This is a genomic window from Microbacterium sp. ZOR0019, from assembly GCF_000800925.1.
GTDB lineage: Bacteria > Actinomycetota > Actinomycetes > Actinomycetales > Microbacteriaceae > Microbacterium > Microbacterium aurugineum.
In genome coordinates, this window is sequence record NZ_JRKC01000059.1 from 1 (window position 1) to 20,948 (window position 20,948).

The 20,948-nt window shown below is 69.2% G+C and carries 21 protein-coding genes; 16 read left to right on the forward strand and 5 right to left on the reverse strand.

Annotated features, from left to right (window positions below):
• The first annotated feature begins 115 nt into the window (after positions 1 to 115).
• The 7 genes from L978_RS12440 to L978_RS12470 are packed head-to-tail and all read left to right on the forward strand — an operon-like array spanning position 116 to position 6,299.
• Positions 116 to 1,063, forward strand: coding sequence for an AAA family ATPase (locus L978_RS12440; protein ID WP_052193692.1), 948 nt, complete (start codon positions 116 to 118; stop codon positions 1,061 to 1,063).
• A gap of 7 nt (positions 1,064 to 1,070) precedes the next feature.
• The gene (locus tag L978_RS12445; RefSeq protein ID WP_047523428.1) at positions 1,071 to 1,958 is read left to right on the forward strand and encodes a DUF58 domain-containing protein; all 888 of its coding nucleotides are present in this window, start codon (positions 1,071 to 1,073) and stop codon (positions 1,956 to 1,958) included.
• Positions 1,945 to 2,436 carry a hypothetical protein gene (locus L978_RS12450; RefSeq protein ID WP_047523430.1) on the forward strand — a complete coding sequence of 164 codons (492 nt, stop codon included), beginning with the start codon at positions 1,945 to 1,947 and terminating at the stop codon, positions 2,434 to 2,436. Before L978_RS12445 ends, L978_RS12450 begins: the two co-directional genes overlap by 14 nt.
• The gene (locus tag L978_RS12455) at positions 2,427 to 3,413 is read left to right on the forward strand and encodes a VWA domain-containing protein (protein WP_047523431.1); all 987 of its coding nucleotides are present in this window, start codon (positions 2,427 to 2,429) and stop codon (positions 3,411 to 3,413) included. The genes L978_RS12450 and L978_RS12455 overlap by 10 nt, the downstream gene beginning before the upstream one ends.
• Positions 3,410 to 4,462, forward strand: coding sequence for a vWA domain-containing protein (locus L978_RS12460; RefSeq protein WP_047523432.1), 1,053 nt, complete (start codon positions 3,410 to 3,412; stop codon positions 4,460 to 4,462). Before L978_RS12455 ends, L978_RS12460 begins: the two co-directional genes overlap by 4 nt.
• Positions 4,463 to 4,464: 2 nt before the next feature.
• The gene (locus L978_RS12465) at positions 4,465 to 5,202 is read left to right on the forward strand and encodes a hypothetical protein (RefSeq protein ID WP_231555059.1); all 738 of its coding nucleotides are present in this window, start codon (positions 4,465 to 4,467) and stop codon (positions 5,200 to 5,202) included.
• On the forward strand, positions 5,202 to 6,299 hold the full coding sequence (locus tag L978_RS12470; RefSeq protein ID WP_047523434.1) for a hypothetical protein: 1,098 nt from the start codon (positions 5,202 to 5,204) through the stop codon (positions 6,297 to 6,299). The genes L978_RS12465 and L978_RS12470 overlap by 1 nt, the downstream gene beginning before the upstream one ends.
• Before the next feature lie 16 nt (positions 6,300 to 6,315).
• Here L978_RS12470 and L978_RS12475 read toward each other — a convergent pair whose 3' ends face one another.
• Positions 6,316 to 7,311: a hypothetical protein gene (locus L978_RS12475; RefSeq protein ID WP_231555056.1), complete on the reverse strand. Its 996-nt coding sequence runs from the start codon at positions 7,309 to 7,311 to the stop codon at positions 6,316 to 6,318.
• Between the two features lie 132 nt (positions 7,312 to 7,443).
• Positions 7,444 to 8,415, reverse strand: a complete 972-nt coding sequence (locus tag L978_RS12480; protein ID WP_047523436.1) for an alpha/beta hydrolase — start codon at positions 8,413 to 8,415, stop codon at positions 7,444 to 7,446.
• A gap of 204 nt (positions 8,416 to 8,619) precedes the next feature.
• Here L978_RS12480 and L978_RS18400 point away from each other — a divergent pair, with 204 nt between their 5' ends.
• Positions 8,620 to 9,027: a pyridoxamine 5'-phosphate oxidase family protein gene (locus tag L978_RS18400; protein WP_052193684.1), complete on the forward strand. Its 408-nt coding sequence runs from the start codon at positions 8,620 to 8,622 to the stop codon at positions 9,025 to 9,027.
• Positions 9,028 to 9,058: 31 nt separating this feature from the next.
• Here L978_RS18400 and L978_RS12490 read toward each other — a convergent pair whose 3' ends face one another.
• Together L978_RS12490 and L978_RS12495 are read right to left on the reverse strand one after the other, a co-directional pair.
• Positions 9,059 to 9,775, reverse strand: a complete 717-nt coding sequence (locus L978_RS12490; protein ID WP_231555057.1) for a ZIP family metal transporter — start codon at positions 9,773 to 9,775, stop codon at positions 9,059 to 9,061.
• A gap of 164 nt (positions 9,776 to 9,939) precedes the next feature.
• The gene (locus tag L978_RS12495) at positions 9,940 to 10,425 is read right to left on the reverse strand and encodes a hypothetical protein (RefSeq protein WP_047523437.1); all 486 of its coding nucleotides are present in this window, start codon (positions 10,423 to 10,425) and stop codon (positions 9,940 to 9,942) included.
• Between the two features lie 84 nt (positions 10,426 to 10,509).
• Between L978_RS12495 and L978_RS12500 the strand changes: the two genes are divergently transcribed.
• The 8 genes from L978_RS12500 to L978_RS12535 all read left to right on the forward strand — a co-directional run bounded on the left by L978_RS12500 (position 10,510) and on the right by L978_RS12535 (position 19,894).
• Positions 10,510 to 10,740: an AbrB/MazE/SpoVT family DNA-binding domain-containing protein gene (locus L978_RS12500; RefSeq protein WP_231555058.1), complete on the forward strand. Its 231-nt coding sequence runs from the start codon at positions 10,510 to 10,512 to the stop codon at positions 10,738 to 10,740.
• A complete protein-coding gene (locus tag L978_RS12505) occupies positions 10,724 to 11,140 on the forward strand; it encodes a PIN domain-containing protein (RefSeq protein WP_047523438.1) in 417 nt (138 codons plus the stop codon). Before L978_RS12500 ends, L978_RS12505 begins: the two co-directional genes overlap by 17 nt.
• 63 nt (positions 11,141 to 11,203) lie before the next feature.
• On the forward strand, positions 11,204 to 12,649 hold the full coding sequence (gene argG, locus L978_RS12510; RefSeq protein ID WP_047523439.1) for an argininosuccinate synthase: 1,446 nt from the start codon (positions 11,204 to 11,206) through the stop codon (positions 12,647 to 12,649).
• A 294-nt stretch (positions 12,650 to 12,943) separates the two neighbouring features.
• Positions 12,944 to 13,579: a TetR/AcrR family transcriptional regulator gene (locus tag L978_RS12515; protein WP_047523441.1), complete on the forward strand. Its 636-nt coding sequence runs from the start codon at positions 12,944 to 12,946 to the stop codon at positions 13,577 to 13,579.
• A complete protein-coding gene (locus tag L978_RS12520) occupies positions 13,576 to 14,454 on the forward strand; it encodes a hypothetical protein (RefSeq protein WP_197055660.1) in 879 nt (292 codons plus the stop codon). Before L978_RS12515 ends, L978_RS12520 begins: the two co-directional genes overlap by 4 nt.
• The gene (locus L978_RS12525) at positions 14,451 to 16,286 is read left to right on the forward strand and encodes a YhgE/Pip family protein (RefSeq protein WP_047523442.1); all 1,836 of its coding nucleotides are present in this window, start codon (positions 14,451 to 14,453) and stop codon (positions 16,284 to 16,286) included. The genes L978_RS12520 and L978_RS12525 overlap by 4 nt, the downstream gene beginning before the upstream one ends.
• Before the next feature lie 135 nt (positions 16,287 to 16,421).
• Entirely contained in the window at positions 16,422 to 19,073 is a 2,652-nt protein-coding gene (locus L978_RS12530) for a penicillin acylase family protein (protein ID WP_081997040.1), read from the forward strand.
• 59 nt (positions 19,074 to 19,132) lie between these two features.
• The gene (locus tag L978_RS12535; RefSeq protein ID WP_047523443.1) at positions 19,133 to 19,894 is read left to right on the forward strand and encodes an alpha/beta fold hydrolase; all 762 of its coding nucleotides are present in this window, start codon (positions 19,133 to 19,135) and stop codon (positions 19,892 to 19,894) included.
• Positions 19,895 to 19,965: 71 nt separating this feature from the next.
• Here L978_RS12535 and L978_RS12540 read toward each other — a convergent pair whose 3' ends face one another.
• Positions 19,966 to 20,862 carry an endonuclease domain-containing protein gene (locus tag L978_RS12540; protein ID WP_197055661.1) on the reverse strand — a complete coding sequence of 299 codons (897 nt, stop codon included), beginning with the start codon at positions 20,860 to 20,862 and terminating at the stop codon, positions 19,966 to 19,968.
• Between the last annotated feature and the right edge of the window lie 86 nt (positions 20,863 to 20,948).

The following is a 20,948-nucleotide window of genomic DNA, read 5'->3' on the forward strand; positions in this document are numbered from 1 at the left end:
GCAGGCCCCTGCACCGCCGGCACCGGCCCCGGCGTCTGCCACGCCCGCCGCCCCTGCCGCACCCGCAGCGACGAAGGCCGCGCCGACCGACGCCGAGCTCAGGAGAGCCGCCGAGGTGCTGCGGATCATCTCCGCCTCCTACTCCGCCAAGATGGTCGGCCAGGATCGGCTGCGCACGAGCCTCCTCGTCTCCCTCATCGCCGGCGGTCACATCCTGCTGGAGAGCGTTCCCGGCCTGGCGAAGACCACGGCCGCCAGCACTCTCGCCGACACCGTGAAAGCGCAGTTCAAGCGCATCCAGTGCACGCCCGACCTGCTCCCCAGCGACATCACCGGCAACCAGATCTACGACGCGGCGACGGGCTCCTTCCGCACCGTGCTCGGTCCGGTGCACGCGAACTTCGTGCTGCTCGACGAGATCAACCGCTCCAGCGCCAAGACCCAGAGCGCCATGCTCGAGGCGATGCAGGAGCACCAGACGACCATCGGCGGCGAGGTCCACCACCTGCCGAAGCCGTTCCTCGTGATCGCGACGCAGAACCCGATCGAGCAGGAGGGCACGTACGAGCTGCCCGAGGCGCAGATGGACCGCTTCCTGCTCAAGGAGATCGTCGAGTACCCGAGCCCCGCCGAAGAGCTCGAGGTCCTCAGCCGCATCGACTCCGGTGTGCTCGACCCCGACCGCCACGTGAGCAGCACGGTCAGCCTCGACGACGTGCACCTGCTGCAGGACGTCGCGAGCCGCATCTACGTCGACCCCGCGATCCGGAACTACATCGTGTCCATCGCCTACGTCACCAGGAACCCGGCGCCGTACATCGGCGAGGAGCGCGCGCGCTTCATCAAGTACGGCGCGAGCCCCCGGGCGAGCATCGCGTTCCTGCAGGCTTCGCGGGCACTGGCTCTGCTCAAGGGGCGCGCGCACGTGCTGCCCGAAGACATCCGCGAGCTGCGGCACCTCGTGCTCCGCCACCGCGTGCTCCTGACGTTCGAGGCCGACGCCGAGGGCATCCGCAGCGAGGAGATCATCGACCAGATCTTCGCGTCGGTCCCCACTCCCTGACCCGTTCATGGCCAGCCTGATCACGCAGGTGAAGAGCAAGCTCTTCATCCACTCGACGCGCAAGTCACTGCACGCGCTGGACGGCGCCTACGCGTCGCTGCTGCACGGGCGGAGCCTCGACTTCGAAGACCTGCGCAAGTACGAGTACGGCGATCAGGTGCGCGACATCGACTGGCGGGCGACCGCGCGGCTGGGCACTCCCCTGGTCAAGCGCTCGCGCGCCACACGGATGCACACCGTGCTGTTCGCCGTCGACACCGGCCGCTCGATGTCGGCCCTCGCCGCCGACGAACGCTCGAAGAAGGAGCTGGCGATCCTCGCCACGGGGATGCTCGGCGTGCTGACGCTGCGCCACGGCGACGATTTCACCACGGTCTACGGCGACTCCGCGAAGGTGCGTCGGCTCGCGCCGGGCCGCAGCGAGGGGGCGCTCGAACATGCCCTGCGCACGATCGACCGCGCGATCGACGAGAGCTCCGCACCGAGCGACCGGGATGCACTGCTGTCGTTCATCACGCGCACGATCTCGCGCCGGATGATCGTGGTCGTCGTCACCGATGAGGCCCCCGTGACGAGCGAGACCGAGCGGATGCTGCGGCGCCTGCGCGTGCAGCACGACGTCCTGTGGCTCACCCTGCGCGACGCCGACCCCGTGCTCGACCACGCGACCGGGCGGATCCGCAGCGACGTGGACAGCCGCTGGCAGGTGCCGGACTTCGTGCAGGGCGACCGTGGCATCGTGCGAGAGCTGACCGCACAGCGCGACGCCGACGCCGCGCACCTCGCCGAACTCCTCACGCGGATGGAGATCAGCCACGCCTCTCTGGACGGACAGGACGACGCCGTCACGCAGCTCCTGCAGCTGCTGAATCGGAGGTCGAATGCCCGGCTCTGACGAGCTCTACCCGCCCGCACAGTACGGCTGGGGATGGATGCTGCTCGCGATCGGCATCCTGCTCCTGCTGATCGCGGCGGCCTGGCTCCTGATCCTCCTCACGCGCCCCCGGCGCACCCTGTCCGTCGGCGAGCAGAATGCCGGACAGGCACCGCTGATCGTCGACGTGCTCTCGCAGCTGCGCACCGAGTACCTGACGCGCATCCAGCAGATCGAGACCGACTACCGCGAGCGCCGCCTCTCCCCGCGCCAGGCGAACCTCGAGCTCAGCCGCGTCGTGCGGACGTTCGTCAACGAGTACAGCGGCTTGGAGGCTCCCGTCCTCGCGCTCGATGACCTCGTGGCACGGGGCGTCCATCCCGCGCTCATCGATGCGATGGGCAGGCACTACTACCCGAGCATCTTCCGGCAGGGACCCGCGATCGATCCGGTCGCCGGTGCCGAAGCCGCCCGGACGGTGGTGCGCTCATGGCACTAGCGAATCCCTGGGTGCTTTTCGCCGCCGCGGCGGTCGTGCTGATCGCGGTGGCGCTCGGCCTCGTCCTCGGTCTGCGCCGGAGCAGCCGTGGTCGCGCGGCGGACACGGCCCGGATCGCCCGCGCCGAACGGCTCCGCACGCTGCCCACCTTCCGTCAGGCGCTGGCGCGGCGGGCGGTGGCGCTCTCGGGCATCCTCGCCCTGGGCGCGGTCACGGCGCTCGTGGCGGGGGTGGTGTCCGCCCGACCGATGTCGGCGCAGACCGTCCAACCGATAAACACGAGCCGCGACATCATGCTGTGCCTCGATGTCTCCGGATCCATGACCGAGGTCGACGTCGAAGTGCTGACCGTGTTCGACGAGCTGCTGGACGGCTTCGAAGGTGAGCGGATCGGGCTGACGATCTTCAACAGCTCACCGGTGCAGATCTTCCCGCTCACCGACGACTACGACTTCATCCGCGAGCACCTCGAGAGCATGACCCGGAGCTTCGACTACGGCGACCAGGTCCCGGAGCACTGGCTCGGCACACTCAACGGCGACGGCGCCTCGCTGATCGGCGACGGCCTCGCCGCCTGCACGATGGGCTTCGACCACCCGGACGACGACCGCTCGCGTTCGGTGATCTTCGCCACTGACAACGAGATCAACGGCGCCTCGATCGTCACACTCGACGAGGCGGCTGCCTACGCGGCGTCGAAGGGCGTACGCGTGTTCGCCCTGAACCCGGTGCAGGGCAAGGACGCGGCGGTGAGCGCGGAGCTCACGGCCGCCGCCGAAGCCACCGGTGGCGCCGCATTCGGCCTGCGCGACACGACGACCGTCTCGGACATCGTCACCCAGGTGCAGGAGCAGGAGGCCACCGAGCTGCGGGGAGAGGCGCAGGTGGTCTGGACCGACACCCCCGACCTCTGGATCGCTCTGCTCTCGATCTGCCTCCTCGCCTTCGTCGTGGTGCTGTGGAGGGTGCGACTGTGATCTTCCATCCCGTACTCGCTCCGTTGCTGATCGCCCTGATCTGCCTCCCGATCATCGCCCTGGTCGTGTGGATCCTGGTGCGACCGGCGAAGGCGACGGCTGCTGCCTCGTCCGCACCGGGCTCCCTCGCCGGACACCGCGCCCTGTGGGCCATGCGCCTGGTGCTGGTGCTCGCCTGCGTCGTGATGCTGCTGCGCCCCGGCATCCCGGGCGGCGCCACCCAGACGCTCGCGACCGACACCGACATCGTGCTCGTCGTCGACACCACGGCGAGCATCGTCGCCGAGGACTGGGGCGACGGGGAACCTCGACTCGACGGCATCCGCGACGACGTGCGCGCGCTGGTCGAGGAGTATCCGGGCGCGCGCTTCGCCCTGATCACCTCGGATGCCACCGCGGAGTTGCGGATGCCCCTCACCACCGACACGACGGCCCTCCTGGGCTCGCTGGACGTGCTGCGCCCCGAGGTCACCAGCCAGTCGCGCGGGAGTTCGATCGGCATCGCCGCGCCGCTGCTCGCGGAGACACTCACCTCGGCGGCCCAATCCTCCCCCGACCGGTCGCGGATGGTCTTCTACTTCGGTGACGGCGAGCAGACCGTCGACACCCCGCCGGAGTCGTTCAGCGCGAGCGAGAAGTACACCGATGCGGGCGGCGTCTTCGGCTACGGCACGCCCGAGGGCGGACCGATGCGCATCACCACGGGCGATCTCTCGGACAGCGGGACCGGCTATATCCAATACCAGGGGTCCGACGCCCTCTCCGTGATCGACGAAGAGAACCTGGAGAGGATCGCCGACCAGCTCGGGGTGGACTACCAGCGTCGGACCGCGGACGCCGAAGCCGTACTGCCCGAGGCGCCGTCGACGACGACCGACTACGCCGAGTCCGGAGAGGTCGGCAACGTCATCGAGCTGTACTGGATCGCGGCGCTCGGCATCCTCCTCATCCTGGGCGTCGAGCTCGCCCGCGCCACGATGCTGATCGCGCAGCTGCGGCGACTGCGCGCGCCCCGGGAATCCCCCCGGCAACCGGGAGGCACCTCGTGACGATGTCGAACGATGCCGCCGCCGCACTCCTGCGGTCGAATCGGCGACGCCGCCGCGTCCGTCGATGGGTCGCCATCGGCACCCTTCCGCTCACTCTCGCCGCGCTGTTGTTCGTGGGCAAGCTGCTGAGCATGTACGCGTTCGCGCACCAGGCGATCACCGCCTACGTGGTCGACGACTTCGCAGGCTCGGAGGCGGCGGCGCGCGGACAGAACTTCCTCAACTGGTTCGAGCCGTACAAGGCCCCCTTCAACATCGGCACGGCGCTCGGAGCGGCCGAACAGCTGCCGCAGGCGAGGGCGGAGCTCGAAGAGGCGCTCCGCCTGGCCACCGGGCTCGAAGTGTGCGGGGTGCGGATCAACCTGGCTCTCGTCGTCGAGCGCATGGGCGACGCCGCCCGCGCCGGCGGCGATGGCGCGACCGCGGCCCAGCTCTACGGTGAAGCCCTGGCGATCACCGCCGAGACGCCGGAGGAGTGTCACAGCGAGGAGGCTCAGGAGCAGTCGTCCGATCCTCAGCGCGACATGTCCGACACGCTCGACAGCACCGAGGACCGCCTGAAGCAGAAGCAGCAGGAGCAGGATCAGCAGCAGCCCCCGCCCCCGCAGCCGAACGAGGACGAACAGCCGTCCGAGGACAAGCTCCAGGATCTTCAGGACAAGCTCGAGCAGGGCACCCAGGAGCGCGACCAGCAGCTGGGCGAGGATCCCGGCGGGTCGGGAACGGAAAAGCCGTGGTGATGGATCACGAGAAGCAGAGGGCCCGCTACCTCGCGGGGACCGAAGGTGCGCCCCCGGTTCCCCCTCCCGGCGGGTACCGCGGCGCACGCCGCGAGGCCTTCGTGCCCTCCCCCCCTGCCGCGGTCTCCGTCTCCGTCGAGGAGGAGCCGAAGAAGCCCGCCAACGCTCTCGGGTGGACGGCCCTCACCGTGGCGGTCCTGTTCGCCCTGACGCTGCTGGGCACACTGCTGGCCGGCAGCACCGACATCCTCTACAGCGTCACGATGGTGACCGCTCAGCTCGTCGTGGTCGCCACGGTCATCGCCGCTCTGCTCTCACCGCGGGGACGCCTGCCGGGGGCGATCGCCCTGGTCGTCACGATCCTGTTCAACGTCGCCACCGTCGGCGGCATGAGCGCCCTGCAGACGTCGGCCTCCGGCAACTACGAGGGCATGAAGTCCGCCGAGCAGAAGCATGCGGAGGCATACCCCGGGATCAAGGGCACGGATCCGCAGCAGACGCTTGCACAGCAGTCCCTGGAAGACGTGCGGGCACAGTCGGAGTCGCTCTTCGCCGACATCCGTGCGCGGCTCACCGATGAGTTCGGGTACACCTGGGTCGCGGTGGGCGACGAAGACCTGCGGCCGGAGCGCAACGGGTACGGCGGGGAGTCGATGCTGGTCGAGTACACCTCGCAGGGCTGGGCCACCGAACAGCCCATCCAGGACGACGATCGCAAGTACGCGGTGATGGCCGTCATCAACGAGGTGGTCATCGAACACGGGCTGTGGGAGCTGTACTCGTTCAACGACCCCGCCATCTCCGGCATCGACCCCGGGATGATCACGAAGCTGTACGGCAGCGACGACCCCCGCTCGCAGCACACGTGGGAGTACTACACCGAGAACTACCCGGATCCGCTGCGCTTCTACGCCGACATCCACGACCTCTCGAACGATCAGGACGGCGGATTCCTCGCGGCACGCGAGGCGCAGCAGGCCCGCACCGGGGAGCCACTCGAGGGCCTTCAGTTGTTCGTGCTCGCGAGTGGGGTGCTCAGCGACGCCGATCGCGAGGAGTTCGAGACGCGGCTGCAGGACTACCCGGGCTACGAGTAGCCGAGGCGCAGGGTCCTCAGGCGCTGAGGGTCAGCAGCATCCGGGCGAGCACGTAGCGGGCGTGTCCGCGGGAGGTCCGCGGGTCGTAGCCAAGAATCACCACGAGCGCCGCCATCCGCTCCTGCACGCTGGAGTGGTGTCTTCCCAGGCGCACCGCCGCCGCCCGCACGCTCTGCTCCTCGATGACGGCGTCGAGCAGTTCGCGGCTTCGGTCGTCGAGCGCGGCGAGCGCGGCCGCATCCGGGTGGAGGGGGCCGGCGTCCGCGGCCTCCGCGACGAGCAGGAGCACTCCGAGGTCGGCGGCATCGACGACCGGTTCCGCGGGATCGGTGAGCCGGACCGCCACCAGAGCGGAAGACCACGATCGCGGAAGCTGCTCTCCCGTGCCGGCGACCCCGAGACCCAGCCGCAGCTGCGCACCGTCGGGCCAGGCGTCCCGCGCCTCGGTGGAGGCATCCAGGATCGTCGCCCGCGTGAGTCCGTGCCGGGTGGCGACCACGGCGGACGGATACTGCGGCAGGGGTGCCGGGTCAGGAGGAGAGGCGACCATCCGCAGCGTCTCGTCGGTGAGACGAAGGCGCGGCAGTGCGGCGGCCCTCTCGTCGGCGCCGGCGTAGGAGCTGATCGCCAGTTCGACGGCGCTCTCCGGTCCCACCGCGCGACGAGCCCGGATGATGCCGAGCGCGAGGCCGAGCCGTTCCAGGATCATCGCGTCGTTGGTGTGGGATTCGCCGTCGCGCTCGATCCAGGCGACGGCGTCCGGGCCGCTCTCCCGGATGAGCCAGGTGGGCGACGGCTCGATGGGGTCGATGCGCACCCCGTCCGCGCGCACGCGCACGATCTGCCGGCCGTCGCGGTGTCCCGCGGTCGCGCCGCTGAGCACCGCGGCACCCCGCAGCATGCTCTCGACGCCGACGGAACGGGCCACGAGGGCGTCGAAGTACGTGACGACCTTGAGCGTCTCGCTGGCATCCGGGTCGAGGGCGGTGAGCCGCCCCAGCAGGTCTTGCATGTCGGGCTCCATCGCGCGGGGATTCCACCCTACGGGGTCGACGTGCCGTGCTCCCGTCGCACTCTCTGCCGCCCCGAGGGCCGGAAACAGGCAGGGAGTGCGACGGGAGGGGTCCGGGCACGGAATCCGGACTCAGGAGAGCAGGCGGTTCACCCAGTTGTCGCGGGCCGCGAGCATGGCCTGCGCGACGGCGGCGTGCGGGGCGAACATGTCGAAGCCGTGGAACCCTCCGGCCCAGACGTGCAGTTCGGCCTGGACGCCGGCTTCCCACAGCTTCGTGGCGTACGCGACGTCCTCGTCGCGGAACACCTCGGCGCTGCCGCAGTCGATGAACGCGGGCGGGAGGCCGGAGAGGTCGGTGGCGCGGGCGGGTGCCGCATAGATCGACACGTCGTCCGTGCCCTTGCGGTCGCCGAGGAGCGCCGACCATCCGGTGACGTTCGAGCCGCGGTCCCAGACGCCGATCCCATCGATCTGATGCGTCGACACCGACGCATCACGATCGTCGAGCATCGGGTAGATGAGCAGCTGACCGATCAGCTCAGGACCCTTCCGGTCACGGGCGAGGAGGGCGGTGCCCGCCGCCAGCCCGCCCCCGGCGCTGCCGCCGCCGATCAGCAGCCGCGACGTGTCGATGCCGAGCTCGTCGGCGTGCTCCGCGGTCCACCGCAGCCCCGCGTAGCAGTCCTCGACGGGATAGGGGTCGGGGAACTCCGGAGCGAGTCGGTATTCGACCGTGACGATGACTCCGTTGAATCGCTCCGCCCAGTCGAGGAATCCGACCACGCCGAGCCAGCGGTTGCCGATGATCATGCCACCGCCGTGCGTGTGGAAGAACCCGGGGCCGGTGCCCGTGCGGCCTTCCTTCTCGATCACGGAGACGACGATGTCATCGCCCTCGTGTCCGGCGATCGTGACGTCCCGCCGCGTGAAGCCCCGCTCCGCGAGCGCCGCGAAGATCTCCTCATCCCCGCTCACGGGCGACTGCCGGAGCAGCGGGATCATCTCGGGCGTCAGCGTGGGTGGCAGCTGGTCGCCGACGAGGGCGAGCGCGGCTTCGAGCTCGGGATCGAAGGGCGGTCGTGCCAGGGTCGTGTCCGTCATCAGAACTCCTTTGTCCTCGGCCGCCGTCGCGGCGGCGTCTCGCCAGACTCGCGCACGCGACACCCGAGGATAACCCGCCACCCGAGGCCGATCCGACGCATTCCGTCCGCCGGGTGGCGGGTACCTCCCGGCCCCGGTGGAGGTGTCCCTTGAACACGCTTCCCGCCGTGGATAGCCTGGCGCCACAGGGAAAGGAAGGCGCGGATGATCCGAGTACTCGATGAACAGCAGTCCGCCGAGTTGCTGCGCACCACCACGATCGGCCGCATCGGTTTCGTGCACGACGGCCGCGTGCAGATCCTGCCCGTGAACTACGTCGTCTCCGGCCACGACCTGCTCCTCCGCACCGCGCCCGAGGGACTGCTGGCCGAGCTGACGCACGAGCCGGCGGACGTCTCGTTCGAGGTGGACTATCACGACCCCCTCGGCAGCACCGCCTGGAGTGTCCTGATGCACGGGCCGCTGTCCCGGGTGCCCGAGGAGAAGGCGGCCGGCGCCGGGGCTCGCGTGACCCCGTGGGCCGGGAGCGAACGGGACCTCCCCCTGGCGTTCCACATCGAGCACATCACAGGGCGCATCGTCCGTCGAGACCAGGAGCACGGAGCGACCTGATCATCGGCGGCGGGGTGTTCGCCGCGCGTCGTCAGCTCGCCAGAGCCAGCCCTGCGGCGAGCGCGAACCCCAGCACGGTCGCGAGGCCCGTGGACTCCTTCGCCTTCGACTGCGCCTCGGGGATCATCGAATCCACGAGCATCACCAACAGCGCACCGGCCGCGAAGCCGCTCGCCGCCGAGCGGAAGTCATCCCCGGTCAGGCTCGCCAGCCCGAATCCGGCAACCGTCGCGAGCGCGCAGATCACGGCGACGCCCGCCCACAGCAGGAGCACCCGGGACTTCGCCATCCCGCCCTCGAGCAGGTCAGCGGCCGAGCCGATCGATTCGGGAAGGTTCGACACCAGGATGGCGACCACGAGCGCGATGCTGACCGGCTCCCCCGAGGCGAGACCGATCCCGAGCACGAGCTGCTCCGGGATGCCGTCGAGCAGCGCTCCGACCGCGAGCTGGCCGCCGCCCGCCTCGGCCTTGGTCTTCGCGGCACGGGCGTCGAGGATGCGATCGGCGATGTAGTAGCTGATCGCTCCGGCCGCGACTCCGATCACCAGGGGGATGGGGCCGGCGAGATCCAGCCCCTCTTCCCAGAGCTCGAACGCGATCGACGCCATCAGCGCGCCCGCGCCGAAGCCCAGGACGATACCGAGCCACCGCGGCGGCCACTTCCGGAGCAGCGCGAGCACCGCACCGATGAACAGCGGTGCCGCCGCGACCGCACCCCACAGGATTGCTCCACCCATGTCCGCCATGTCCGACCTCCGTCGGCCACTCTTCCACCTCCGGGGGCCTCCCCGCCGCTCCGACTTCGGCCAGAACGGAGACGTGTCGTGCGTCCGTCGGCGAGTCGCGCCTCGACACGCCGCCCCGCGCCCGCCACTCCTCCGTTTTCGCCTCCAGAGGCCGAGGACGTCGCTCAGTCGGAGTAGTTCGCGTTCGGGGTGACGAACGTCGCGGTGTATTCCTCGGTGCACGGAGTCAGGACGTACACCTTTCCCCAGCCCCCGCCCATGAGCAACGGATCGTCCTGCTGGAAGCGCGTGTGCCGCTCGCCCGCCTCGATGATGACCCCGCCTGCATCGTCCGTCCGCCACCTCGCCTTCCCCGCGACCGGGATCACGTCTCCGTCGAGACACACGCGCCCGTCATCGAGCGTCCGCTCGTCCGACCCCAGCATCAGCGCCGACACCTCAGCGACGCCGTCTTCATGGAGAGTGAATCCGGTGTGTTCCGGGGCCTCTTCGAAGCCGTGATGCGTCGCGGGGAAAGTCAGATGAGCGCCCATGTCCTGCCGCGCGAGCGTCGATCCGCGGAAGCTCTGAAACGCCACGACGAGAAGCACTGCGAGGATCACGCCTCCTGCGACGAACCACCACAGTCCACGGAACCGCGCTCTCTGCATGCGAGCACTGTATCGACGCTGCCTGCGCGTCCGTCGCCGATATGAAGCACTCGTCTGCCCCCATTCGAATGGTACTGTCATGGCATGAGAGCAACCATGGACAAGGCAGGACGGATCGTGATCCCGGCCGCGCTCCGTGAGCGCGTCGGATTGATCCCCGGCCCGGTCGATCTCATCCTCGACGGCAACGCCATCCGGATCGAGATCGACGCTCCGGACAACGTCATCGAGAAGGATGGTCGTCTCGTCATCACAGGCGGCCCGACACTCACCGTGGACGAGATCCGGGAGCTCCGACTTGCCGATCAGCGCTGATCTCCTCCTCGACACCAGTGCCGCGATCGCGCTGGTCCACGACCGGCACCCGGCACACGAACGGATGCTCGACCTCACCCACGGTCGCGTCATCGGGCTCGCCGGGCATGCGGCCGCCGAGACGTACTCGGTGCTGACGCGCCTGCCGGGCGCCGCGCGCGTCAGCCCCGGTCGCGCGCAGGAGATCATCGACCGGTCGTTCCCCGCCTCCGCACCGCTTTCGCCGACGACGGCGGCGGCTGCGATCACCACCTTCGCCGAGGCGGGCATCACAGGGGGCTCGGTGTACGACGGACTCGTGGGCCTGGCCGCACGGGATTCCGCCGTCCCACTACTCACGTGCGACCGTCGCGCCCTGGGCACGTATGCCGCGCTCCGGGTGGAGGTCCTCCTCGCCTGAGGGCGGCATCCCCACCGTCATGCGGGACAGGGCGACACGCCGCCCGCGGATAGACTGGGAGCCATGTCCAAGGTCCTCCAGTCCCTGCCCGTCGGCGAGCGCGTCGGCATCGCCTTCTCCGGAGGACTCGACACCTCCGTCGCCGTCGCGTGGATGCGCGAGAAGGGCGCCGTGCCCTTCACGTACACGGGCGACCTCGGCCAGTACGACGAAGACGACATCGAATCGATCCCCGGCCGCGCGCTGGAGTACGGCGCGGAGGCCTCGCGCCTGATCGACTGCAAGACCGCCCTGGTCGAAGAGGGCTTCGTGGCCCTCTCCTGCGGCGCGTTCCACATCCGCTCCGGCGGCAAGACCTACTTCAACACGACGCCTCTCGGTCGCGCCGTCACCGGCACCATGCTGGTGCGCGCCATGAAGGAGGACGGCGTCGACATCTGGGGCGATGGCTCCACCTACAAGGGCAACGACATCGAGCGGTTCTACCGCTACGGCCTGCTCGCCAACCCGCGTCTGCGCATCTACAAGCCGTGGCTCGACGCCGACTTCGTCACCGAGCTGGGCGGGCGCAAGGAGATGAGCGACTGGCTGGTCGCGCGCGACTTCCCGTACCGCGACTCCGCGGAGAAGGCCTACTCGACCGACGCCAACATCTGGGGCGCGACGCACGAGGCGAAGACGCTCGAGCACCTGGACGTCTCGCTCGAGACCGTCGACCCGATCATGGGCGTGAAGTTCTGGGACCCCGCCGTCGCGATCGAGACCGAAGACGTCACCGTCACCTTCGAGTCCGGCCGTCCGGTCGCGATCAACGGCGTCGAGTACAGCGACCCGGTCGCCCTCGTCATGGAGGCGAACACCATCGGCGGACGCCACGGCCTCGGCATGAGCGACCAGATCGAGAACCGCATCATCGAGGCCAAGTCCCGCGGCATCTACGAGGCCCCGGGCATGTCGCTGCTGTTCATCGCCTACGAGCGCCTGGTCAACGGCATCCTGAACGAGGACACGCTCGCCACCTACCACGAGCAGGGCCGCCGCCTCGGTCGCCTCATGTACGAGGGCCGCTGGTTGGAGCCGCAGTCGCTCATGCTGCGCGAGTCGATCCAGCGCTGGGTCGGCCTCACCATCTCGGGCACCGTGACGATCCGTCTGCGCCGCGGAGACGACTGGACCATCCTCGACACCGTCTCCCCGAACCTCTCCTACGGTCCGGAGAAGCTGTCGATGGAGCGGGTCGGCGATGCCGCATTCGGACCGGTCGACCGCATCGGCCAGCTCACCATGCGCAACCTCGACATCGCCGATTCGCGCGCACGTCTGGAGCAGTACGCGGGACTCGGCCTCGTGGGGGGCGCGACCGGCGAGCTCGTGGGTCGCGTGACGGCCGGCGAGTCGAGCGAGATCACCGAGTCGGTCCACGGATCGATCTCCGAGGCCGATGAGACCCTGGCGGATGCCGTCGACTCCGCCTCCGAGGGTGCGGCCTTCGACTCCGGCACCGACTGATCCCGAGCGCCACCTGACGCGGGGCCCAGACGCATGCGGGTCTGCGCCGCACGCGGGTCTGCGCCGCACGCGGGTTTGCCTCGCACCTGCATGATCCGGCGACGAATGCATGACCGGTCTATCCGGATCGCTCATGCATCCGGGGAACAGTCATGCATGTGGGACGAGCCATGCCTGCCGGGCCGAGCCATGCATGCGGGGCCGAGCCATGCCCGCGGGGCGGGGATCCTGAGAGCCGACTTCGAATCCACCCTCTATCTTGCACACTACTGTGCATGATCGTATCCTGGACCGATGACAACCCGTGCACCCCGTCGCGACGCCGTCGAGAATCGCGCCGTCATCCTCGCCGCCGCACGGTCGACCCTGGCGGTCGACCCGTATGCCTCGATCGATGTCATCGCACGCACCGCGGGCCTCTCCCGTCGCACGCTCTACGGGCACTTCGACGATCGCGACGCCCTGATCCGCGAGCTCATCTCGACCGGAGCACAACGATTCAACGCGATCGCCGCCTCGATCGATGACGAGGATGCCCGAATCACCCTCGCCCGCCTCGCCGCGCGGCTCTGGCACGAGGCGGCGCACGTGCACCTCGCCGCGGCACTCGCGCTCGATGAGACGCATGTGGAACACACCGCGGCGGCACTCGCACCCCTGCGTCGCACCGTCGCCGACCTCGTGCACCGCGGCCAGGAGGACGGGAGCTTCCGCACGGACCTCGCTGCGCCCACGCTCGCACGCTTGATCGAGGAGATGGCCCGCACCGTCGTCTCGCGCACGGATGCCACCAGCTCCGACGCGGCCGACGTCGCCGTACGCACCGTGCTGAGCATTGCCGGGCTCTCCTGGCGTGAGATCGATGACCTCCTCACCGCTCACCCCGACATCGACGCCACCGCACCCGCAGATCGGACGGCCCGCGCATGAAGATCGCCCTGCAGGACGTGAGCAAAGGACGCGGCGGTCAGGCCCTTCCGGCGACGTCGTTGGAATTCCACACCGGTGCCGTTCGCTTCGCCCTCGCCGAGACCGAACAGCGTCCGACCGTGCTCGGACTGATCGCGAGCGGCCGCATGCGCCCCGACACCGGACGGGTGAGCATCGACGGTACAACCGACCCGAAGGCGCTGCGCCGGCACCTCGCGCTGGTCGATGCCCCGGATGTCAGCGATCCGCATCCCGACATCACGCTCGCCGGCGTCGTGGGCGAAGAGCTCATGTTCGCCGGCGTCGGCGCCACACCACTGCACGCACGGCGCTGGCTCGCCCGGTTGGGATTCAGTGAACTCGCCTCGGTCCCGATCGGGAACATCGATCCTGCCGCCCGCGTACGCATCCTGTGCGAACTCGCCGTGCTGCGCGAAGGCGTCGAAGGTCTGGTCCTCGTCTCCCCCGACCGGCACGGCGGACGTCCGGACGGCTGGTGGCGCATCGCCGGGGAGTTCGCCGACCGTGGCTACGCGATGCTCGTGATCGTCGGCGGCTCGGCAGCGGTCGCTCTGGAGCGGATGCACGAGTTCGAGGCGATCAACGCCTCCGGCCCCGTCGAGCCACTTCCCACACCCGCACCCACACCCGCGCCCGGCCCCGACCCCGAACCCGAACCCGAGCCCGAACCCGAACCCGACCCCGAGCCCGGACTGGTGGCCGACACACCAGATGTCGGACCGGACGGGGCAGAAGGTCCTGCATTTGGCGTGTCGGCCGACGCCACGAACCATGCGGCGGACGCCACGAACCATGACGCGGACACCCCGCTTCCCCTGCGCGAGGACCCCTCAGAGAACGGAGGTGGGCGATGAAGGTTCCCGCCATGATCGCCGCCGAGCTGCGGCGACTGACTGCGAGCAGGATGGGGATCCTCGCCCTGGTCGCGCTGATCTGCGTGCCGATCCTCTACGGCGGCCTCTACCTTTGGGCGAACCAGGACCCGTATGCCAAGTTCCCCGAGGTTCCCGTCGCTCTGGTCGTCGACGACGACGGTGCGCCCGCCCCCACCAGCGGCACCGAGCCGGCGACCGGCGAAGATGTGAACTACGGCGAGGATGTGGCCGAGAACCTCCTCGAGGGCAACGCCTTCGACTGGCAGCGGATGACGGCGGACGACGCCTCCGAGGCACTGCGGACGGGTGCCGTCGACTTCACCGTGACCATTCCGGCGGACTTCTCCACCGCGCTGACCTCCGCCGCCAGCACGGACCCCCACCAAGCACGGATCGTCCTCGAGACCAACGACGCGAACAACTATCTCGCCTCGTCGATGGGTACCCAGGCCGTCGAGAAGATCCGCAGCTCGGTGGCTGAGATGGTCGGGAGCCAGGCGGCCGAGCGACTGCTCACCGGGCTCAGCGACGTGCGTGACAACCTCGTCACCGCGACGGAGGGGGCCACGCAGCTCGCGGACGGCGCGGGGACGGCCGCGACGGGGAGCTCCACGCTCGCAGACGGCACCGCCAAACTCGCGGACGGCACCGCTCAGCTCGCGGCAGGAGCGCAGACACTCGCGAGCGGCGCACAGCAGGTCAGCGCGGGGAACCGCCAGTTGGCGGACGTCGCCGACCGTGCCGGCGCGGCAGTCCAGCAGGCGACCAACGCCCTCCCGCAGGTGCGCACCGACATCGCGAACGCCCTGACGGAGCGGGGTCTCACCCCGGAGGAGATCGACCAGGTCCTGGCCACGCTCGACCCGCTGGGCTCCCGCCTGGAGGAGGGCAACGCGCAGGTGCAGAGCGCGGTCGGCAAAGTCGACCAGCTCGCCGACGGCGCCGCATCCCTGGCGTCCGGTGCCGCCGATCTCGCATCGGGAGCCGGCACGGTCGCGACCGGAGCTTCGGCCGCGAACACCGGCGCGGTCCAACTGCGGGACGGGCTCGCGACGCTCGCATCCGGAACGACGGAGCTGCGCGACGGGCTGTCCGCCGGTGTCGACGCGATCCCGTCCTCCACACCGGAGCTGCGGACACTGCAGGCCGACACGATCGCCGACCCCGTGAAGGTGTCGAGCGACAAGGTCGCGTCCGCGGAGGACTACGGCGCCGGCCTCGCACCGTTCTTCGCCGCGCTCTCGGCCTGGATCGGCATCTACGCACTGTTCCTGATCGTGAAGCCGATCTCTCGGCGCGCGATCACCGCCCTGCACTCGCCCATCCGCATCACGCTGGCCGGGTGGCTGACCCCCGCGATGCTGGGCGCCGTGCAGATGGTCGGGCTCATGGGCATCCTGGCGATCACCCTCGGCTTCACCTTCGACCACCCGCTCGGCACCCTCGGTGTGATGATGTTCGCCTCGGCCACCTTCGCGGCGATCATCCTCGCGCTCAATGTCTGGCTCGGGTCGGTCGGGCAGTTCCTCGGCCTGGTGCTGATGGTGCTGCAGCTGGTCACCGCGGGAGGGACGTTCCCCTGGCAGACGCTGCCCGGCCCCCTAGCCGCCCTCCATCACGTCCTCCCCCTGGGCTACGTGGTCGACGCGATGAGGCAGCTCATGTACGGCGGAGACTACGCACGCGCCGGGTGGGATCTGGTGGTCCTCGGAGCCTGGCTCGCCGGTGCGCTGCTGCTGGCGATGATCGGGGTGACGCGCATGACCCATCGGCGCACCCTGCGCGACCTGCAACCGAGCTTGATCGGCTGACGATCCCGGGCGTTCGTCGCGGGACACGCCGTGACGAGCACCCGGCCGGATATGATGCGAAGGCGCGACCCTGATACGCGCACTGGGGCTCGATGGGACTGAGTTCCACCTGTCTACCCGAAAGAGCTCTCGACGATGACGACTGATTCACAGGCATCCGCCGCACCCGCACGCCCCTCCCTGGGAGTCCGGATCGGACGCATCGCGTTCCTGGTGGTGGCCGCTGTCGTCGTGGTCGCCGTGGCCGCGGCGTTCTTCGTGACCTGGACGATCCAACGCTCCTTCCCGCAGACAGCCGGCACACTGGAGCTCGATGGGCTCCAGGCCGAGGTCACGGTGCAGCGAGACGCCCGCGGCATCCCGACGATCACGGCGGACTCCACCGACGACCTCTTCTATGCCCAGGGCTTCGTGCACGCCCAGGACCGGTTCTTCGAGATGGACTTCCGTCGCCACGTGACCGCGGGTCGAGTCGCGGAGATGTTCGGGGAGTCGCAGGCCGCGACCGATGCGTTCCTGCGCACCCTCGGCTGGCGCGACGTCGCCGAGGCCGAGGTCGAGGCGATGGACGACATCACGCGCGGCTACTACGAGGCGTACGCCGACGGGGTCAACGCCTACCTCGCTTCCCGCTCCGGAGCGGAGCTGTCGCTTGAATATGCAGTTCTCGGCATACAGAACCCGGACTACGCACCCGAGCCGTGGGAACCCGCCGACTCGGTCGCCTGGCTCAAGGCGATGGCCTGGGACCTCCGGGGCAACATCGAGAACGAGACCGAGCGCTCGCTCCTCGCCGCCGAGTCGAGCGAGGCCGACGAGACGACCACCGAGACCGGCGACCTGCTCGCGCAGCTCTACCCCGACTATCCGTTCGACGAGAATCCGGTGATCGTCCCGAAGATCTCCACGGTGCCGACTCTCGACACCGGCGCAGAGCCCGCCGCCTACACGCTCCCCGAGACCGAGGGCCAGATCCAGCAGGCGACCACGACGATCGAGTGGACCGAGACGTCGAGCGTCATCGAGGCGGCGAGCGAACTCGTCGGCGATGTGGGCGAGGGGATCGGCTCGAACTCCTGGGTGGTCTCCGGCGACCTCACCGAGAGCGGTGCACCGTTGCTGGCGAATGACCCGCACCTCGGCGCCTCCCTCCCTTCGGTCTGGTACCAGGTGCAGCTCACCTGCTCGACCGTGGACGACGACTGCCCGTTCGACGTCAGCGGCTTCTCGTTCTCGGGATTGCCCGGCATCGTGATCGGGCACAACAGCCAGGTCGCCTGGGGCTTCACCAACCTCACGACCGATGTGACCGACCTCTACGTCGAGCGCGTCGTCGGCGACGAGTACTGGCGCGACGGGAAGCTGGTCCCGCTCGAGCAGCGCACCGAGACGATCAAGGTCGCCGGCTCCGACGACATCGAGTTGACGATCCGCTCGACCGTGCACGGGCCGATCATCTCGGGGCTCACCGACGACTTCACAGCGATCGCCGACGACCCCGCACCCGCCCTCGACGCCGGTGGTGCCACCACTCCCGCGCCCGGCGCAGAGGACGACGCCGAGTACGCGGTCAGCCTGCGCTGGACCGCCCTCGACCCGGGCACGACAGCGACCGCGATCTTCGCCCTGGGCACCGCGCAGGACTTCGAGGACTTCCGCTACGCCGCGTCCCTCTTCGACGTGCCGGCCCAGAACCTGATCTACGCCGACACCGAGGGGAACATCGGCTACCAGACGCCCGGCCGACTCCCGATCCGGGGCGCCGGCGACGGGTGGATGCCGCAGCCGGGATGGGACAGCAGCTACGACTGGACCGGGTACATCCCGTTCGAGGAACTGCCGGTGTCGTACAACCCCAGCTCGGGGTACATCGTGACCGCGAACAACGCGATCGTTGCGGATGACTACTCCTACTTCCTCTCCCGCGACTGGGACTACGGGTACCGGGCGGCGCGCATCGCGCACCTGATCGAACGACGCGCGGCGGCCGCTCCGCTGACCGCCCAAGACATGCGCGACATCCAGATGGACAACGAGATGTGGATCGGCAAGCACCTCGTGACCGTGATGGGCGACGTCGAGGTGAGCGGAGCCGGACCGAAGGAAGCCGTGGAACTGCTGACCAGGTGGGACGCCCAGAACTCGGCATCCTCCGCCGCGGCCGCCTATGCCAACGTGCTCTGGTCGAACCTCGTGCAGAACATCTTCGCCGAACGTGAACAGCCGCTCCCCATCGACGGGCAGGGCCGGCTCTTCACCGTGGTGGCCGACTTGTTCGAGGATCCGTCCGACCCGCTGTGGACCAACGCAGCGCTCGGTGTCGACGGGATGGAGTCCATGCTGAAGCTCTCGGCGGAACAGGCCTACGAGGAACTCTCCGCGCTGCAGGGTGAAGACGTCCTGCGGTGGAACTGGGGCGACCTCCACGCGATCACCCTCACGAGCGACACCCTCGGCTCCTCCGGCATCGCGCCGATCGAAGCGCTCTTCAACCGGGGCCCGTTCCCCGTGGGCGGCGGAGCGTCCGTGGTGAACGCGACCGGATGGGCGCTCGGCGTCTCGTACGCGACGACGACGGTGCCCTCGATGCGCATGGTCGTCGACCTCTCGGACTTCGATGCGTCGACCTGGAACCACCTCACCGGGGCGTCCGGCCACGCCTTCCACGCGAACTACACCGACCAGACCGAGGACTGGGCCGCCGGCGTGCAGACGCCGTGGGCCTTCACGGAGAAGGCCGTCGCGGCGGCGACCGTCGACACCCTGGTGCTGACCCCGGCCGGTTGAACCGTCGCGAGCGGCGGCGTCGGAAGCGGTGCCACAGGGTGCTCGGCTAGCGTGGGTGGGTGCCATCCAGTTACCTCGCCCCGAAGGGCACTCCCGCCACGCTCCTGGAGTTCGAGCACGGGGGCGCGACGCTCATCGCAGAGACGTTCGGAGAAGGCCCCCACACCTATCTGCTCCTGCACGGCATCGGCATGGGGCGCAGCGTCTACCTCGACATCGTGCAACGGCTCGAGGGGCGCGTGATCGCACTCGACCTCCCCGGATTCGGTGAGGCGCCCGAACCGACGCGAACCCTCACCATGGAGCGGCACGCCGACCTGGTCGCGGCCTATCTGACGCACGTGGGGGCGAGTCCGGTCATCGTGATCGGCCACTCGATGGGAAGTCAGATCGCGGCCGAGCTCGCGGCGCGGCATCCCTCCCTCGTCGAAGGCGTGGTGCTGGCCGGCCCCACCGTGAACAAGGCGGCGCGCAACGTCGGTGCCCAGGCGCGGTACCTGCTGCTCGACCTGATCGGCGAACGCCCGTTGGTGCTCTGGCGCGGGGCGAGGGAGTACCTGCGCGGCGGCCCGCACCTGATCCGGAAGATGCGCGCGACCATCGTGCACGAGCCCGAAGACGCGTTCGTCCGCATCGAGTGCCCCGTGCTCGTGCTCCGCGGTGAGAGCGACCCGTTGGCGCCGCTGAGCTGGTGCCGCGAAATCCTCGACGCCATCCCCGGGGCCGCCCTCGAAGTCATCCCCGACCACGGTCACGGCACCCTGATCAGCGACTCCGAGCCCGCAGCCCGGCTGATCCACGAGTTCGCCGCCCGCCTCTGACCCCTCACCGACCGTCGGCGTTCACAACTCAGGACGCAGCGCGCCCTCGGCTCTAGGCGGCGCGTCCCTGCTCAGAGCCAGGTCGTCTTTCCTGATCTACGAACACCGCGCCCCGCGAACCTCCCCCCGAACACGTCGATGATTTCTCGAAGAGCGGCCTGAACCGAAAGCGGACTACGAAGGATGTCGGCCGCGAGGGGACGAATCGTCACGTAGCCCGCGCGTGCGGCTGCGATGTCGCGATGGCGATCCTGCTGTTGCTTTCCCCATCCCTCGTGAAACTCCCTGCTGTCACATTCGATGATCAGCCAGCCGTCCACGATGAAGTCGACGTAGCCGACACCCGAGATGAGGACCTGGGTCTCATACGCGAGCCCGAGCGCCCGCAGCATGAGACGAACGAGCGTCTCAGGCCCGGACGCCGCTGACGAATCTACAAGACGCAGGAGCGGTCGGAACCGCGCCGGCAGATCCTCGAAGAGCGCCTGCAGCTCCGCCATCGTCATGAGGCCGTGGTGAGTCAGGCTGTCGAGCGTGGCAACCGTGGCACGGGGTGTCTGACAACGAACGGCATGGCGTACCGCTGCATGAAGAGTCGACACATGCAGCAGCTGCGCGTCCGGCTCATCGACCCAATGGAGATGCGGCGCATCGGCCTTTCGGGCGGGGAGACGCGAACTGTTCCTCGGCACCTGCACGTGCAGCCTCGTGTTGGTCAGGACGAAGACTCCGATGACCTGCAACAAGGACAGACATGTGAGTCGGCCTCCTGCGCGGACCGCTTCGATGACCGTCCGATCAATGCCCGGGCGCGCGTATCTGTTCCTGCGCGGACGAAGGAGATGCCCCGCGCGCACTGCGGCTGTCACTTCGCGCGACGTCATACCGCCATGTAGGAGTTCTTCGCGGGTGTGGAGCATCGGCGTGAAGAGCGCGGTCGCACGCTGTCCTGGAGTGAGGTTCTGCACGGATCGAGACTGGCGGGGCTGACGACTCCGAGGGCTGCTCCACCAGGCAATGTGAATGACTTCTGCTGATCGTCGAGATGTGCAGA